Source organism: Bisbaumannia pacifica, assembly GCF_007989625.1.
Taxonomy (GTDB): Bacteria; Pseudomonadota; Gammaproteobacteria; order Pseudomonadales; family Halomonadaceae; genus Bisbaumannia; species Bisbaumannia pacifica.
Map to the genome: position 1 here is coordinate 1 of NZ_BJUK01000060.1, position 15,143 is coordinate 15,143.

Here is a 15,143-nt window from a genome sequence, read left to right on the forward strand (position 1 = left end):
ATTCGAACCTCCGACCACCTGATTCGTAGTCAGGTACTCTATCCAGCTGAGCTACGGGCGCTTATCAGAAAATTCAGGCGACTCTTATCGACTCTGGCCATCGGCCTCGTATCGATAATGGCGCGCCCGGGAGGATTCGAACCTCCGACCACCTGATTCGTAGTCAGGTACTCTATCCAGCTGAGCTACGGGCGCATGCCTGAGTGTCGATGCCGGCCTAAGGCCGTATGGCGGAGAGGGAGGGATTCGAACCCTCGATGAGGCTATAAACCCCATACTCCCTTAGCAGGGGAGCGCCTTCAGCCACTCGGCCACCTCTCCCTCATCAACACGGCGCGTATGTTAGCGTTTCCAATGGGGTTTGTCCAACACTTGGGGAAACTTTTTTATTCGACGCGCGGGAGCGGGCGGACTTCCTGCCTCAGGCGGGGTTGCCCTCGTCATCATCGGCCCGTTCTCGCTGGATGCGCTGATAGATCTCTTCACGATGTACCGCGACATCCTTGGGGGCATTGACGCCGATACGGACCTGATTGCCCTTGACGCCCAGGACGGTGACGGTGATGTCGTCGCCGATCATTAGCGTCTCACCGACACGGCGGGTCAAGATGAGCATGGCTGATCTCCTTCTCAGACTTATGGTTGCACGGGATGCGCATATTTTTATGTAACCGAATTGAATTATGCGTCATGCAAGGCCCCAGGCCAAATGCCCCGCCCAACGAAAAAAGCCGAGGCCCCGCGGGGCCTCGGCTTCCGGGCCTTCCCTTCAGCGTAGAAGGGATGGCAGGCGCTGGCGCGTTACTCGCTCTCGATATCGTCCTTGTCGAGACCGAAGGCACTGTGCAGGGCGCGCACGGCCAGCTCCATCTGCTTCTCGTCGATCACCACGGAGATCTTGATCTCGGAGGTGGAGACCATGCGGATATTGATGTTCTCCTCGGAGAGCACGCGGAACATCTTGGAGGCCACGCCGGCATGGGAGCGCATGCCCACGCCCACCAGGGAGACCTTGGCGATGTTGTCGTCGCCCTTGACCTCGCCCTCGCCCAGGTCCGGCAGCACCTGCTCGTTGAGGATCTTCAGGGTCTGCTTGTAGTCGCCCTTGGCGACGGTGAAGGTGAAGTCCGTGTAGTCGCCGGCCGGCGCCACGTTCTGCACGATCATGTCGACTTCGATATTGGCATCGGCGATGGGCCCCAGGATCCGCGAGGCCACGCCGGGGACATCCGGGGTGTTGAGCAGGGTCAGCTTGGCCTCGTTGGCGGTAAAGGCGATACCGGAGATCAGCGGTTCTTCCATGGAGTCCTCTTCTTCATCTGTGTCAGCGACGATCAGGGTGCCGGGGCCGTCCTGGAAACTGGACAGCACGCGCAGCGGCACATTGTATTTACCGGCGAATTCGACGGCGCGAATCTGCAGCACCTTGGAGCCCAGGCTGGCCAGCTCGAGCATCTCCTCCACGGTGACGGTATCCAGGCGCTGAGCCTTGGAGCAGACCCGCGGGTCGGTGGTGTAGACGCCATCCACGTCGGTGTAGATCTGGCACTCGTCGGCGCCCAGGGCCGCGGCCAGGGCCACGCCGGTGGTGTCGGAGCCGCCGCGACCGAGGGTGGTGATATTGCCCTCCTCGTCGACCCCCTGGAAGCCGGCGACCACCAGCACCTTGCCCTCGTCCAGATCCTCGCGCATCTCGTCGGTCTCGATGCGCTGGATGCGCGCCTTGGTGTGGGCGCTGTCGGTGAGGATGCCCACCTGGGAGCCGGTGTAGGAGGTGGCCGGCACGCCCAGCTTGTGCAAGGCCATGGCGAGCAGGGAGATGGTCACCTGCTCGCCGGTGGAGACCAGCATGTCCATCTCGCGGGGCGTGGGTTCGTCATTGATCTCGTTGGCCATGCCGATCAAGCGATTGGTCTCGCCGCTCATGGCGGAGACCACCACCACCACCTGGTGACCGTCGTCGCGGAACCTCTTGACCTTCTCGGCCACGGCCTTGATGCGCTCCACGGAGCCCACCGAGGTACCGCCGAATTTCTGTACGTATAACGCCATATGCAAGTGTCCTGATTGGTCAGTGAATCGATGAATGATCGGGAACCGGCAAAGAAAAGGGCCGGGGCATTGCTGCCACTCGGCCCTTCGTATCAAGAGGCGAGCTTGGCCTCGAGCCAGCTCGGCACACTCTCCAGGGCCCCCGGCAGGGCAGATGCATCGCTGCCCCCGGCCTGGGCCATGTCGGGGCGGCCGCCGCCCTTGCCGCCCACCTGGGCGGCCACGTGATTGACCAGCTCGCCGGCCTTGACGCGGGCGGTGAGGTCATCGGTGACCCCGGCGATCAGGCTGACCTTGCCGCCTTCCGGATCGGCCACGCCGAGCACGATGATGCCGGATCCCAGCTTGTTCTTGAGCTGATCGAGGACGCCTCGCAGCTCCTTGCCGGAGACCCCCTCGAGCTGCTTGGCCAGCAGCTTGACGCCGCTCACCTCGCGGGCCTCGGCGAGCATGTCGCTGCCGGCGGCGCTGGCCAGTTTGGCTTTGAGTCGCTCGAGCTCTTTCTCCAGGCCGCGGTTGCGCTCGGTCAGGGCGGCGACCCGCTCCTCGACCTGCTCCGGCTTGGCCTTGAGGCGTTCGCCGATGCGCGCCACCCGAGCCTCCTGCTCGCGGAAGTAGGCCAGGGCCGCCTCGCCGGTAAGCGCCTCGATTCGGCGCACGCCGGCGGCGATGCCCGCCTCGGTAACGATATGGAAGCAACCGATATCGCCGCTGCGCGCCACATGGGTGCCGCCGCACAGTTCCACGGAGTAGCCGTCGGCGCCGATGGTCAGCACCCTCACGCTGTCGGCGTACTTGGCCTCGAAGAGCGCCGCCGCACCGCGGGCCTTGGCCTCGTCGAGGCTCATATGCTCGACACGAGTCTCGGCATTGGCGAGGACCTGGGCGTTGACCCGGGACTCCACCTCGGCCAGCTGCTCGGGCGTCATCGCCTCGAAGTGGCTAAAGTCGAAGCGCAGCCGCTCGGCGCTGACCAGGGAGCCCTTCTGCTGCACATGCTCGCCCAGCACCTCACGCAGCGCCTGGTGTAGCAAGTGGGTGGCGGAGTGATTGCGCACCGTGGCGGCGCGCAGGGAGGCATCCACCCGGGGCTTCACCTGGGCACCCACGGCAAGCTCGCCATCCACCATCAGCCCCTGATGGAGGTGGTGACCGCCCTGCTTCTGGGTATCGGTGACCTGGAAGCGAGCGCCGTCGAGCTCCAGGTAACCGGTGTCGCCCACCTGGCCGCCGGACTCGCCATAGAAGGGGGTGCGATCCAGCACCACCACGCCCTTCTGGCCCTCGGCCAGGCCCGCCAGCTCGTTGCCGGCGGCATCGACGATGGCGGTGACGGTGGCCTCGTCTTCCAGGCGGTCGTAGCCGGTGAAGTCGGTCTCGCCGTCGAGCTCGAGCGCCGCGCCATAGTCGGCGCCGAACTGACTGGCGGCCCGGGCGCGTTCGCGCTGGGCCTCCAGCTCGCGCTGGAAGCCGGCCTCGTCGAGGCTCACGCCGCGCTCGCGGCAGACATCGGCGGTCAGGTCGTAGGGGAAGCCGTAGGTGTCGTAGAGCTTGAACACCGTCGCCCCGGGCAGCACCTCGCCATCGAGCTCGCCCAGCGCCGCTTCCAGCAGGCCCATGCCGTGATCCAGGGTACGCGCGAACTGCGCCTCTTCCTTGGCCAGCACCCGTTCGATCTGCTCGCGGCCCTGGCGCAGTTCCGGATAGGCGTGTCCCATCTCGGCATCCAGCGCCGCCACCAGCTTGTGGAAGAAGGCGCCCTGGGCGCCCAGTTTGTGGCCGTGGCGGATGGCACGGCGGATGATCCGACGCAGCACATAGCCACGCCCCTCGTTGGAGGGCAGGACACCATCGGCGATCAGGAAGGCGCAGGAGCGGATATGGTCGGCGATCACCCGCAGCGAGGGGGTGCTGGTGTCGCCGTGACCGGTGGCCTCGGCGGCGGCGGCCAGCAGGTTCTGGAAGAGGTCGATCTCGTAGTTGGAGTGCACCCCCTGCATCACCGCGGCGATGCGCTCCAGGCCCATGCCGGTGTCGATGGAGGGCTTGGGCAGCGGATTGAGGGTGCCCTGGGCGTCCCGGTCATACTGCATAAAGACCAGGTTCCAGATCTCGATATAGCGATCGCCGTCCTCTTCCGGGCTGCCGGGAGGGCCGCCCCACACCTCGGGGCCGTGATCGTAGAAGATTTCGGAGCTGGGCCCGCAGGGGCCGGTATCGCCCATCTGCCAGAAGTTGTCCTCGTCCAGCTTGGAGAAGCGCGCCGGGTCGATGCCCATCTCCTCCTTCCAGATCTTCTCCGCCTCGTCGTCGCTGATATGCACCGTGACCCAGAGCTTCTCCTTGGGCAGGCCCAGGGTCTCGGTGAGGAAGGTCCAGGCGAAGCGAATGGCGTCGCGCTTGAAGTAGTCGCCGAAGCTGAAGTTGCCCAGCATCTCGAAGAAGGTGTGATGGCGGGCGGTGTAGCCGACGTTGTCCAGGTCGTTGTGCTTGCCGCCGGCGCGTACGCAGCGCTGGGACGAGGTGGCGCGCACATAGGGGCGCGGGTCGCGACCCAGGAAGACGTCCTTGAACGGCACCATGCCGGCATTGGTGAACAGCAGGGTCGGGTCGTTGCCCGGCACCAGGGAGCTGGACGGCACGATGGTATGGCCCTGCGCCTCGAAGTAGCTCAGAAAGGCCTGTCTGATATCTGCACTCTTCATAATAAGTCCGTGTGGATAAGCCTGAAGACGCCTGGGCGCCCGGCGCCGGGGCACCGTCGCAAAGAGGACCATTATAACGCAGTCGTCAAGGAACTTTCAGCGGGCCATCGGCGACCGCCGCTGTCGCGGGGAGATAAGCGGCCAACAGAAGCGAGCATGGTCGCCGGAAGAACCACCCTAGACGCCGAGACGAGGCCGCAGCGGGGCTAGCTAGCGAAGCGACGTCGCCAGCGACGCTGACGAGTAGCGAGCGACTAGCGGGGATCGACAGGGATGTCGTATCCAGGACGTGCGCGTCTGCGATCGGCGAGAGGGACCTCGGTCCGGCCCGACGCATCAGTTGCGAGCGAATCGTCAGGGTTTCGTCCTGGAGAGGAGCGAGTCAGTTAGCCCCGCGACTGACGGGAGGCATCTATCGCAACAGGGCCTCTCTTCGGACGCTGAGGCTCGGAGCTACGACTCCTCGTCATTCCAGGCCGTTTCGAGGGCATAACGCACCTGGTCGAAGCTGAAGCCGCGCCCGGCCAGGAAACGCTCCTGGCGGGCCCGCTCCTTGGGAGTCGTGGCGGGGGCGGCGAAGCGGCGCCCCAGGGTCTCGGCGGCCAGGGCGAACCAATCGAGCTCGCCGGCGGCCTCGGCCTCCCTGAGGAGCGTATCGATGGCCTCCCGGGAGAGGCCCCGCTGGCCCAGGTCGGCGCGCACCTTCAGCGGCCCCTGTCCGCGAGCCAGCCGCGAGCGCAGGAAGGCCTCGGCGAAGCGGGCATCGCTCTGCAACCCCTGCTCGGCCAGGGCATCCAGGCACTCACCGATGGCCTCGGCAGAGTGCCCCTTGCTGGCCAGGCGCCCCTCCAGCTCGTGGCGCGAGTAATCGCGCCGGGCCAGCAGGCGGATGGCATCCTCCCGGGGGGAGGCATGGTCGGCATCGCGACGCATGATTTAGAGCAGATCGCCCTCGCCATCGGCCTGGGGGGCCTCGGCGGGTTCGGCCGGCTCCTCCGCCGGAGACGCATTGGCCAGCAGCTGGGCGCGAATCTGGCTTTCGATCTCCTCCATGATGGCCGGATTCTCTTCCAGGTACTGGGCGGCATTGGCCTTGCCTTGGCCGATCTTGCTGCCCTGGTAGCTGTACCAGGCGCCGGCCTTGCTCACCAGGCCACACTGCACGCCCAGGTCGATCACCTCGCCGGCATGGTAGATGCCCTTGCCATAGAGGATCTGGAACTCCGCCTGACGGAAGGGCGGCGCCACCTTGTTCTTGACCACCTTGACCCGGGTCTCGTTGCCGATCACCTCGTCGCCCTGCTTCACCGAGCCGGTGCGGCGGATATCCAGGCGCACGCTGGCGTAGAACTTCAGGGCATTACCGCCGGTGGTGGTCTCGGGGCTGCCGAACATCACGCCGATCTTCATGCGGATCTGGTTGATGAAGACCACCATGCAATTGGCGTTCTTGATATGCCCGGTGACCTTGCGCAGGGCCTGGGACATCAGGCGTGCCTGCAGGCCCACGTGGGAGTCGCCCATCTCGCCCTCGATCTCGGCCCGCGGGGTCAGCGCCGCCACCGAGTCGATGATGATGACGTCGACGCCACCGGAGCGCACCAGCATGTCGCAGATCTCCAGCGCCTGCTCGCCGGTATCCGGCTGGGAGACCAGGAGGTCATCCAGGTTGACGCCGAGCTTCTCGGCGTAGCTGGGGTCGAGGGCATGCTCGGCATCGATAAAGGCACAGGTCTTGCCCTGCTTCTGGGCCTGGGCGATCACCGACAGGGTCAGGGTGGTCTTGCCCGAGGACTCGGGGCCGAAGATCTCCACCACCCGGCCATAGGGCAGGCCGCCGATGCCGAGAGCGATATCCAGGCCCAGGGAGCCGGTGGAGACCGAGGGCATCGTCACCCGCGGGGTGTCCCCCAGGCGCATCACGGTGCCCTTACCGAACTGCCGCTCGATCTGACTGAGGGCGGCACTCAACGCCTTGGAACGGTTGTCATCCTGAGCCATGGTGGTCTCCTTAGGATCGGTTGGGGCGACGCCCGGGGCGACGCCATCGATTACTGTATGGTTGGCCAGTAGTATGGCGAAAAAATCGGCCCGCGCCTACTCCTCGAGGGCCTCGAGTCGCTGAATCAGTCCGATCAGGGCGATACGCACCGCCTGCTCGCGCACCGCCCGGCGGTCGCCGGGAAGGTGATGGCGCTCGGCCTGCTGGGCCTCGGCATCGCCCCAGGCGAACCAGACGGTGCCCACCGGCTTGTCGGCACTGCCGCCGCCGGGGCCGGCCACCCCGCTGATGGCCACGCCGAGTTCGGCGCCGCTATCGCGGCAGGCGCCGGCCACCATGGCCTCCACCACCTCGCGGCTCACGGCGCCATGCTCGGCCAGCAGCGTTTCGGGCACCCCGAGCAGCCGCGTCTTGGCACCGTTGGCATAGGTGACATAGCCGGTCTCGAAGTAGTTGGAGCTGCCGGCCACTGCGGTAATGGCGCTGGCCACGCCACCGCCGGTGCAGGACTCGGCGCAGGTCACGGCGCTGCCCCGGGCGCGGCACAGCCGCCCCAGGCGCTCGCTCAGGGTGAGCAGGTCGAGGTTGGCGAGGTAGCGTCCTTGCTCGGACATGGGGGGACCTCCTGATTCAGATGCGATCACTCCTGACGGAGCCACTGCCTGGGCGTTAGAATACTGCCTTTTGCCAGCCAGTGCAGAGCCTCAACAGGATCCCCGATGTCACAGGCCACTCCCACCCATACGCCGATGATGCAGCAGTTCCTGAAGATCAAGCGCGATCACCCCGATGTGCTGCTCTTCTACCGCATGGGCGATTTCTATGAGCTCTTCTACGAGGATGCCAAGCGCGCCGCGGCGCTGCTCGATATCACCCTGACCCAGCGCGGCCAGTCCGCCGGGGCGCCGATCCCCATGGCCGGGGTGCCCTACCATAGCGCCGAGAGCTACCTGGCGCGCCTGGTGGCCGCCGGCGAGTCGGTGGCGATCTGCGAACAGATCGGCGACCCGGCCACCAGCAAGGGGCCAGTGGAGCGCAGGGTGGTGCGCATCGTCACGCCGGGCACCCTCTACGACGAGGCCCTGCTGGACGCCCGCCGCGATAACCTGCTGCTGGCGCTGCACCCGCACCAGGGCACCTGGGGCCTGGCCTGGCTGGAGCTCTCCAGCGGTCGCTTCGGGGTACTGGAGGTCGAAGGCGAGGGCGAGATGCTCGCCGAGCTCCAGCGCCTCGACCCGGCGGAGGTGCTGGCTGGCGAGGACCTGGAGCTGCCGCCCCAGCTGGCCGAGCGCCGCGGCCTGCGCCGTCAGAGCGCCTGGCTCTTCGACGCCGAGAGCGCCCAACGCATCCTCTGCGACCAGTTCGGCGTCCAGGACCTGCGCGGCTTCGGCTGCGCCCACCTGGAGACCGCCCTCACCGCCGCCGGGGTGCTGATCGACTATGCCCGCGACACCCAGCGCTCGCGGCTGCCCCATGTCACCGCCATCGGCGTGGAGAGCCGCGATGACGCCGTGGTGATCGACGCCGCCAGCCGCCGCAACCTGGAGATCGATATCAACCTGGGTGGCGGCGCCGACAACACCCTGGCCAGCGTGCTCGACACCACCACCACCGCCATGGGCTCGCGACTGCTCAAGCGCTGGCTCAACCGCCCGCTGCGCGACGCCACCCTGGTCACCCAACGCCAGACCGCGGTGACCCTGCTGCTGGAGGCCGAGGGTTATGGCGAGCTGCGCGAGGCGCTCAAGCCGATCGGCGACTGCGAGCGCATCCTCGCCCGGGTGGCCCTCTACAGCGCCCGTCCCCGGGACCTGGCACGCCTGCGCGACGCCCTGATCGCCCTGCCGGAGCTGGCCACGGCCCTGGCCGACTACCCGGAAGGCTCCAGCCTGGACGAACTGAAGCGCCAGATTCGTCCCTACCCGGAGCTCGCCGACACCCTCTCCCGGGCCTTGGTGGAGAACCCGCCGGTGGTGATCCGCGACGGCGGGGTGATCGCCGAGGGCTTCGATGCCGAGCTCGACGAGCACCGCGGCCTGGCCGAACACGCCGGCGACTACCTGGTGCGGCTGGAGACCCGGGAGCGGGAGCGCACCGGCCTGCCTGGCCTCAAGGTGGGCTACAACCGGGTCCACGGCTACTACATCGAGATTCCCCGCGCCCAGGCCAAGGAGGCCCCGGCGGACTATATCCGCCGCCAGACCCTGAAGAATGCCGAGCGCTTTATCATCCCCGAGCTCAAGGAGTTCGAGGACAAGGCACTCTCCGCCAAGTCCCGGGCCCTGGCCCGGGAGAAGCTGCTGTATGACGGCCTGCTCGATACCCTCAATGCCGAGCTGGAGGCGCTCCAGGCCACCAGCCGCGCCCTGGCCAGCCTGGACGTCTTGGCCGCCTTCGCCGAGCGGGCCGCGGCCCTGGACTTCACCCGCCCGACCCTGGAGACCACCCCGGGCCTGGAGATCCGCGGTGGGCGCCACCCGGTGGTGGAGCAGGTCTCCGACGGCCCCTTCGTGCCCAATGACCTGATCATGGACGACGCGCGCCGCATGCTGGTGATCACCGGCCCCAACATGGGCGGCAAGTCCACCTATATGCGCCAGGCGGCGCTGATCGCCCTGCTCGCCTACACCGGCAGCTTCGTGCCGGCGAGCGCGGCGCGGCTCGGCCCAGTGGATCGTATCTTCACCCGCATCGGCTCCTCCGATGACCTGGCCGGCGGGCGCTCCACCTTTATGGTCGAGATGACCGAGACCGCCAATATCCTCCATAACGCCAGCGACCAGAGCCTGGTGCTGATGGACGAGATCGGCCGCGGCACCAGCACCTTCGACGGCCTGTCGCTGGCCTGGGCCAGCGCCGAGCACTTGACCCGCACCCGCGCCTTCACCCTCTTCGCCACCCACTACTTCGAAATGACGGCGCTGGCGGAGCAGGCCGAGGGGGTCGCCAACGTGCACCTGACGGCGGCGGAGCACAAGGACGGTATCGTCTTTATGCACCGGGTGGAGGATGGGCCGGCCAGCCAGAGCTACGGCCTGCAGGTGGCCCAACTGGCCGGGGTGCCCCAGGGGGTGATCCGGCGGGCCCGGGAGAAACTCGCCCAGTTGGAGCAGCAGGAGGTGGACCAGCCCCGTCCCGCCGCCGATGGCGCCGCACCGCTGCAGAACGACCTCTTCGCCAGCGCCCCCCACCCGCTGGTGGAGGCCTTGGAGGGGCTGGACGTGGACGACCTCAGCCCCCGCCAGGCCTTGGAGCTGCTATATCAGTGGAAGACGCGCCTCTAGAACCAGTCAGTCGCCGGCGGAGTGGCTGGGGAGCGCAGGAGCAAGCTGGCCCGCCTTCAGGCCCGAGAGCAGAGAGCACGCTCGCCGCGATCGTCCGGTCAGCCGCTTGACGCGGCTTGCTGGGCCGGAAAGACGCCTCTAGAATAGGGCGCCATTAGAATGGCGGCTTATAATAGGGCCGGCGCTTATAACATTATTCATTACTGCCTCGGTGGCCATGCGACCGCCGAGCCCCAACCGACCGAGGGGAAACCCATGACATTCGTCGTCACCGAAAACTGCATCAAGTGCAAGTACACCGACTGCGTCGAAGTCTGCCCGGTGGACTGCTTCTATGAAGGTCCCAACTTCCTGGTGATTCACCCCGACGAGTGCATCGACTGCGCCCTGTGCGAGCCGGAGTGCCCCGCCGAGGCGATCTTCTCCGAGGACGAGCTACCGGATGGCCAGCAGGCCTTTATCGAGCTCAACGCGGAACTCGCCGAGGTCTGGCCGAATATCGCCGAGAAAAAGGATCCGCTGCCCGACGCCGAGGCGTGGGACGGCAAGGATGGCAAGCTGGAGCTGCTGGAACGCTAACTCAGGCCAACCGCTCCCAGCGCCGTACAACGCAAGACGCCGACCCTTGGGTCGGCGTCTTGCGTTGGTGCCCATGGCACCGGCACAAAAAAAGGCGGCCCGAAGGCCGCCCGCTCCTAGCATGTCCTTGAACCACTCCTTCGGTTCGACTCCCTGGGTGACCTCCTTGCCGGGAAACCTTTTCCCTTGTGTACCCGGCGCACCCGACTAGCATCCCGTGGCATCCTGCCGGAAAAGCACTCCCCGCTTTTCCAAATCCCGAGTTCATTGTGGCAGCTCCGGCGCACATCTCAAGGTGCCCAGACGACCGCGGCCGCCCCTGGAGGCGGCCGCGGCGCTGCGAGAAAAAATCCACAAATCAAACAGTTGGCATTTATTTCACGCTATCGAACTGATCACAACTTGACCAACCAGGGCGACTTCCTCGCCTCTGTGTAAGCGATTTCCTACACGAAATGTCGCCCTGGATGACACGCCTTACTGCCCCTTGATGGCGGAGCGCCCCGGGTAGGCGGCCGCCTCGCCCAGTTGCTGTTCGATCACCAGCAGGCGGTTGTACTTGGCGACCCGGTCGCTGCGGCACAGGGAGCCGGTCTTGATCTGGCCCGCGGAGGTGGCCACCGCCAGGTCGGCGATGGTGGTGTCCTCGGTCTCGCCGCTACGGTGGGAGATCACCGCGGTGAAGCCGGCATCCTGGGCCATCTTGATGGCATCCAGGGTCTCGGAGAGCGAGCCGATCTGGTTGAACTTGATCAGGATGGAGTTGCCGATCTGCTCGTCGATGCCGCGCTTGAGGATCTTGGTGTTGGTGACGAAGAGGTCGTCGCCCACCAGCTGTACCTTGTCGCCCAGCTTGTCGGTCAGCGCCTTCCAACCGGCCCAGTCGGACTCGTCCATGCCGTCCTCGATGGAGACGATGGGGTACGCCTCACACAGCTCGGCCAGGTAGTCGACGAAGCCCGCGGCATCGTAGGACTTGCCCTCGCCGGCGAGGTTGTACTGGCCGTCCTGATAGAACTCGGAGGAGGCGCAGTCGAGTGCCAGGGTAACGTCCTGGCCCAGACGGTAGCCGGCGTCTTCCACGGCCTGCTGGATCACCGCCAGGGCCTCGGCGTTGGAAGCCAGGTTGGGGGCGAAACCGCCCTCGTCACCCACGGAGGTGGCCAGGCCGCGGGCGCTCAGCACCTTCTTCAGGGCGTGGAAGATCTCGGCGCCCATGCGCAGGGCCTCGCGGAAGTTCGCGGCGCCCACCGGCTGCACCATGAACTCCTGGATATCGACGTTGTTGTCGGCATGCTCGCCGCCGTTGAGGATGTTCATCATCGGCACCGGCATATTGAACTGGCCCGGCCGACCGTAGAGCTCGGCGATATGGGCGTAGAGCTCCACGCCCTTGGCGGCGGCGGCGGCCTTGGCGGCGGCCAGCGACACCGCCAGGATGGCGTTGGCCCCCAGGGTCGCCTTGTTGTCGGTGCCATCCAGCTCGAGCATGGCGTTATCCAGGGCGCGCTGATCCTCGGCATCCAGGCCCACCAGGCGCTCACGGATGGCGCCATTCACGGCGTCCACGGCCTTGAGCACGCCCTTGCCCAGGTAGCGGGCCTTGTCACCGTCGCGCAGCTCCAGGGCCTCGCGGGAACCGGTGGAGGCACCGCTGGGGGCACAGGCCACGCCCTTGGCGCCACCGTCGAGGACCACCTCGGCCTGTACGGTGGGGTTGCCGCGGGAGTCGAGCACCTCGAGGGCGCGAATGTCGACGATCTTGGTCATAGGTTTTTCGTCCTTAGTGAGTCAGCGTTGATTGAGTCGGTAGGTCACGGCTCCGCTCAGGATATCTCCAGGGCCGGGAAGCCCTTGACCAGCTCATCGAGGGCCTTGAGCTGGGTCAGGAAGGGGGCGAGGCGATCCAGCGGCAGGGCGCAGGGACCATCGCACTTGGCGTTGTCCGGATCGGGATGGGCCTCGAGGAAGATCCCGGCCAGGCCCACGGCGACCCCGGCCCGGGCCAGCTCGGCCACCTGCTGGCGGCGACCATCGGCGCTGTCGGAACGCCCGCCGGGGCGCTGCAGGGCGTGGGTCACGTCGAAGAAGAGCGGGTAGCCGGTCTGCTTCATCTCGCCGAAACCGAGCATATCGACGATCAGGTTGTTGTAGCCAAAGCTCGAGCCTCGCTCGCAGAGGATCAGCCGGTCGTTGCCGGCCTCCTCGCACTTGCGAATGATATGGCGCATCTCATGGGGCGCCAGGAACTGCGGCTTCTTGATATTGATCACCGCGCCGGTCTCGGCCATGGCCACCACCAGGTCGGTCTGGCGGGCCAGGAAGGCCGGCAGCTGGATGATATCGGCCACCTCGGCGGCGGGGGCCGCCTGCCAGGGCTCGTGCACGTCGGTGAGGATCGGCACGTTGAAGCGCGCCTTCACCTCGGCGAGGATCTCCAGTCCCTGCTCCAGGCCGGGGCCACGGAAGGAGTGGATGGAACTGCGATTGGCCTTGTCGAAGCTGGCCTTGAAGACATAGGGGATGCCGAGGCGCGAGGTGACCTCCACATAGGCCTCGGCGACCTCCAGGGCCAGTTTGCGGGATTCCAGGACATTCATGCCGCCGAACAGCGTCAACGGCAACTCGTTGCCGGTCCGCAGACCGGCAATCTCGAGGGTTTTCTGCGCTACGGCCATGGGGGGCTCCTCCGCCTTAGCCTTGCGGTTGGGCCTGGGCCTGCTGGCGGGCCCGCACGTTCTTGTGCTCCAGGGCCGCGTTGACGAAGCCACTGAACAGCGGATGGCCATCGCGCGGCGTGGAGGTAAATTCCGGGTGGAACTGGCAGGCTACGTACCAGGGGTGATCGGGCAGCTCGACCATCTCCACCAGGGAGTTGTCGACGCTCTTGCCGGAGACCACCAGGCCGGCCTTCTCCAAGTCGGCCACGAACTGGTCGTTGACCTCATAGCGGTGGCGATGGCGCTCGACGATCTCGTCGTTGCCATAGGCCTCGCGGGCCTTGGTGCCGGCCTCGAGGCGGCACACCTGACCACCCAGGCGCATGGTGCCGCCCAGGTCGGAGGCGGCGTCGCGCAGCTCGATCTTGCCCTCCGGGGAGAGCCATTCGGTGATCAGGCCCACCACCGGGTGCTGGGTGTCGTGGGTGAACTCGGTGGAGTTGGCGTCGTCCCAGCCCACCACATGGCGGGCGAACTCGATCACCGCCACCTGCATGCCCAGGCAGATGCCCAGGTAGGGGATCTTGTTCTCGCGGGCGAAGCGGGCGGTGGCGATCTTGCCCTCCACGCCGCGCTCGCCGAAGCCGCCGGGCACCAGGATGGCGTCCTTGTCGGCCAGGCGGTCGGTGCCGTTGCGCTCGATCTCCTCGGAGTCGATATAGTCGACGTTGACCTTGACCCGCCCCTGGATGCCGGCGTGAATCAGCGCCTCGTTCAGCGACTTGTAGGCGTCGAGCAGCTCCATGTACTTGCCGACCATGGCGATATTGACCGACTTCAAGGGGTTGAGCTTGGCGTCGAGCACCCGCACCCACTCGCCCAGGTCGGCTTCACCGGCCTCCAGGCGCAGCTTGTCGCAGACGATCTCGTCGAGGCCATGCTCGTGGAGCATCAGCGGGATGCGGTAGATGGTGTCGGCGTCCTGCAGGGGCACCACGGCGCGCTCTTCGACGTTGGTGAAGAGGGCGATCTTGCGGCGCTCACTGGCCTCCAGCTCCACCTCGCTGCGACAGATCAGGATATCCGGCTGGATACCGATGGAGCGCAGCTCCTTGACGCTGTGCTGGGTCGGCTTGGTCTTGGTCTCGCCGGCGGTCTTGATGTAGGGCACCAGGGTCAGGTGCATAAAGATCGCCCGGTTGGCGCCCAGCTCGCTGCGAATCTGGCGGATCGACTCCAGGAAGGGCAGCGACTCGATATCGCCCACGGTGCCACCGATCTCGACCAGGGCCACGTCGTAGCCTTCGCTGCCGGCATAGACCCGGCGCTTGATCTCGTCGGTGATATGCGGAATCACCTGCACCGTACCGCCCAGGTAGTCGCCGCGGCGCTCCTTGCGCAGCACGTGCTCGTAGACGCGCCCCGTGGTGAAGTTGTTGCCCTGGGTCATCTTGCTACGAATGAAGCGCTCGTAGTGGCCCAGGTCGAGGTCGGTTTCGGCGCCATCTTCGGTGACGAACACCTCGCCGTGCTGGAAGGGGCTCATGGTGCCCGGGTCCACATTGATATAGGGATCCAGCTTGAGAATGGTGACCTTGAGGCCACGGGCCTCGAGAATCGCCGCCAGCGAAGCCGACGCAATGCCCTTGCCGAGTGAGGACACAACGCCGCCGGTCACGAAGATATATCGTGTCATGGAGAACCTGTCGAAACGTGATCGGAAGGCTCGGCAGGAAGCCGCGCCAGGATGGGACGACAGAATAGCAGAGTGCGACCAATGGCTCAATTTTGGCCGCCTGCCGCCAGCTGCGCTTACCAAAGCGGGAATGGCTGAGGGGCACTGAGGGCAGGTCGGAGCAAA

Annotated in this window: 11 protein-coding genes and 2 tRNA genes; 2 read left to right on the forward strand and 11 right to left on the reverse strand. The window is 66.3% G+C overall.

What is annotated here, in order from left to right; translation table 11 throughout:
• Positions 1–118: 118 nt before the first annotated feature.
• From HPA02_RS16535 to HPA02_RS16570, 8 genes are all read right to left on the reverse strand, one after another.
• A tRNA-Arg gene (locus HPA02_RS16535) sits at positions 119–195 on the reverse strand.
• A 33-nt stretch (positions 196–228) separates the two neighbouring features.
• A tRNA-Ser gene (locus HPA02_RS16540) sits at positions 229–321 on the reverse strand.
• Positions 322–421: 100 nt separating this feature from the next.
• Positions 422–616: a carbon storage regulator CsrA gene (gene csrA / locus HPA02_RS16545; RefSeq protein WP_146804306.1), complete on the reverse strand. Its 195-nt coding sequence runs from the start codon at positions 614–616 to the stop codon at positions 422–424.
• 185 nt (positions 617–801) lie between these two features.
• Positions 802–2,052: an aspartate kinase gene (locus tag HPA02_RS16550; RefSeq protein WP_146804307.1), complete on the reverse strand. Its 1,251-nt coding sequence runs from the start codon at positions 2,050–2,052 to the stop codon at positions 802–804.
• A gap of 92 nt (positions 2,053–2,144) precedes the next feature.
• Positions 2,145–4,757, reverse strand: a complete 2,613-nt coding sequence (gene alaS, locus HPA02_RS16555) for an alanine--tRNA ligase (protein WP_146804308.1) — start codon at positions 4,755–4,757, stop codon at positions 2,145–2,147.
• Between the two features lie 453 nt (positions 4,758–5,210).
• Entirely contained in the window at positions 5,211–5,690 is a 480-nt protein-coding gene (locus HPA02_RS16560) for a regulatory protein RecX (protein ID WP_146804309.1), read from the reverse strand.
• Between the two features lie 3 nt (positions 5,691–5,693).
• Positions 5,694–6,758: a recombinase RecA gene (recA, locus tag HPA02_RS16565; protein ID WP_146804310.1), complete on the reverse strand. Its 1,065-nt coding sequence runs from the start codon at positions 6,756–6,758 to the stop codon at positions 5,694–5,696.
• 96 nt (positions 6,759–6,854) lie between these two features.
• The gene (locus HPA02_RS16570; RefSeq protein WP_146804311.1) at positions 6,855–7,373 is read right to left on the reverse strand and encodes a CinA family protein; all 519 of its coding nucleotides are present in this window, start codon (positions 7,371–7,373) and stop codon (positions 6,855–6,857) included.
• A gap of 105 nt (positions 7,374–7,478) precedes the next feature.
• Here HPA02_RS16570 and mutS point away from each other — a divergent pair, with 105 nt between their 5' ends.
• Together mutS and fdxA are read left to right on the forward strand one after the other, a co-directional pair.
• A complete protein-coding gene (mutS, locus tag HPA02_RS16575) occupies positions 7,479–10,043 on the forward strand; it encodes a DNA mismatch repair protein MutS (protein ID WP_146804312.1) in 2,565 nt (854 codons plus the stop codon).
• A 255-nt stretch (positions 10,044–10,298) separates the two neighbouring features.
• Complete coding sequence (gene fdxA, locus HPA02_RS16580; protein WP_146804313.1) at positions 10,299–10,622, forward strand: ferredoxin FdxA; 324 nt, start codon at positions 10,299–10,301, stop codon at positions 10,620–10,622.
• A 477-nt stretch (positions 10,623–11,099) separates the two neighbouring features.
• On the opposite strand, the gene eno is transcribed toward fdxA, so the two are convergent.
• Genes eno through pyrG form a run of 3 tightly spaced genes read right to left on the reverse strand, consistent with a single transcriptional unit; the run spans position 11,100 to position 14,978 of the window.
• Positions 11,100–12,392 carry a phosphopyruvate hydratase gene (gene eno, locus HPA02_RS16585; protein ID WP_146804314.1) on the reverse strand — a complete coding sequence of 431 codons (1,293 nt, stop codon included), beginning with the start codon at positions 12,390–12,392 and terminating at the stop codon, positions 11,100–11,102.
• Positions 12,393–12,448: 56 nt separating this feature from the next.
• Positions 12,449–13,300, reverse strand: a complete 852-nt coding sequence (gene kdsA / locus HPA02_RS16590; RefSeq protein WP_146804315.1) for a 3-deoxy-8-phosphooctulonate synthase — start codon at positions 13,298–13,300, stop codon at positions 12,449–12,451.
• A 16-nt stretch (positions 13,301–13,316) separates the two neighbouring features.
• Positions 13,317–14,978: a CTP synthase gene (gene pyrG, locus HPA02_RS16595; RefSeq protein WP_146804316.1), complete on the reverse strand. Its 1,662-nt coding sequence runs from the start codon at positions 14,976–14,978 to the stop codon at positions 13,317–13,319.
• Between the last annotated feature and the right edge of the window lie 165 nt (positions 14,979–15,143).

Excerpts from the sequence above, each read along its gene's own strand:
- csrA (WP_146804306.1), bottom strand. The coding sequence starts at position 616 with ATGCTCATCTTGACCCGCCGTGTCGGTGAGACGCTAATGATCGGCGAC.
- HPA02_RS16550 (WP_146804307.1), bottom strand. The coding sequence starts at position 2,052 with ATGGCGTTATACGTACAGAAATTCGGCGGTACCTCGGTGGGCTCCGTG.
- alaS (WP_146804308.1), bottom strand. The coding sequence starts at position 4,757 with ATGAAGAGTGCAGATATCAGACAGGCCTTTCTGAGCTACTTCGAGGCG.
- HPA02_RS16560 (WP_146804309.1), bottom strand. The coding sequence starts at position 5,690 with ATGCGTCGCGATGCCGACCATGCCTCCCCCCGGGAGGATGCCATCCGC.
- recA (WP_146804310.1), bottom strand. The coding sequence starts at position 6,758 with ATGGCTCAGGATGACAACCGTTCCAAGGCGTTGAGTGCCGCCCTCAGT.
- HPA02_RS16570 (WP_146804311.1), bottom strand. The coding sequence starts at position 7,373 with ATGTCCGAGCAAGGACGCTACCTCGCCAACCTCGACCTGCTCACCCTG.
- mutS (WP_146804312.1), top strand. The coding sequence starts at position 7,479 with ATGTCACAGGCCACTCCCACCCATACGCCGATGATGCAGCAGTTCCTG.
- fdxA (WP_146804313.1), top strand. The coding sequence starts at position 10,299 with ATGACATTCGTCGTCACCGAAAACTGCATCAAGTGCAAGTACACCGAC.
- eno (WP_146804314.1), bottom strand. The coding sequence starts at position 12,392 with ATGACCAAGATCGTCGACATTCGCGCCCTCGAGGTGCTCGACTCCCGC.
- kdsA (WP_146804315.1), bottom strand. The coding sequence starts at position 13,300 with ATGGCCGTAGCGCAGAAAACCCTCGAGATTGCCGGTCTGCGGACCGGC.
- pyrG (WP_146804316.1), bottom strand. The coding sequence starts at position 14,978 with ATGACACGATATATCTTCGTGACCGGCGGCGTTGTGTCCTCACTCGGC.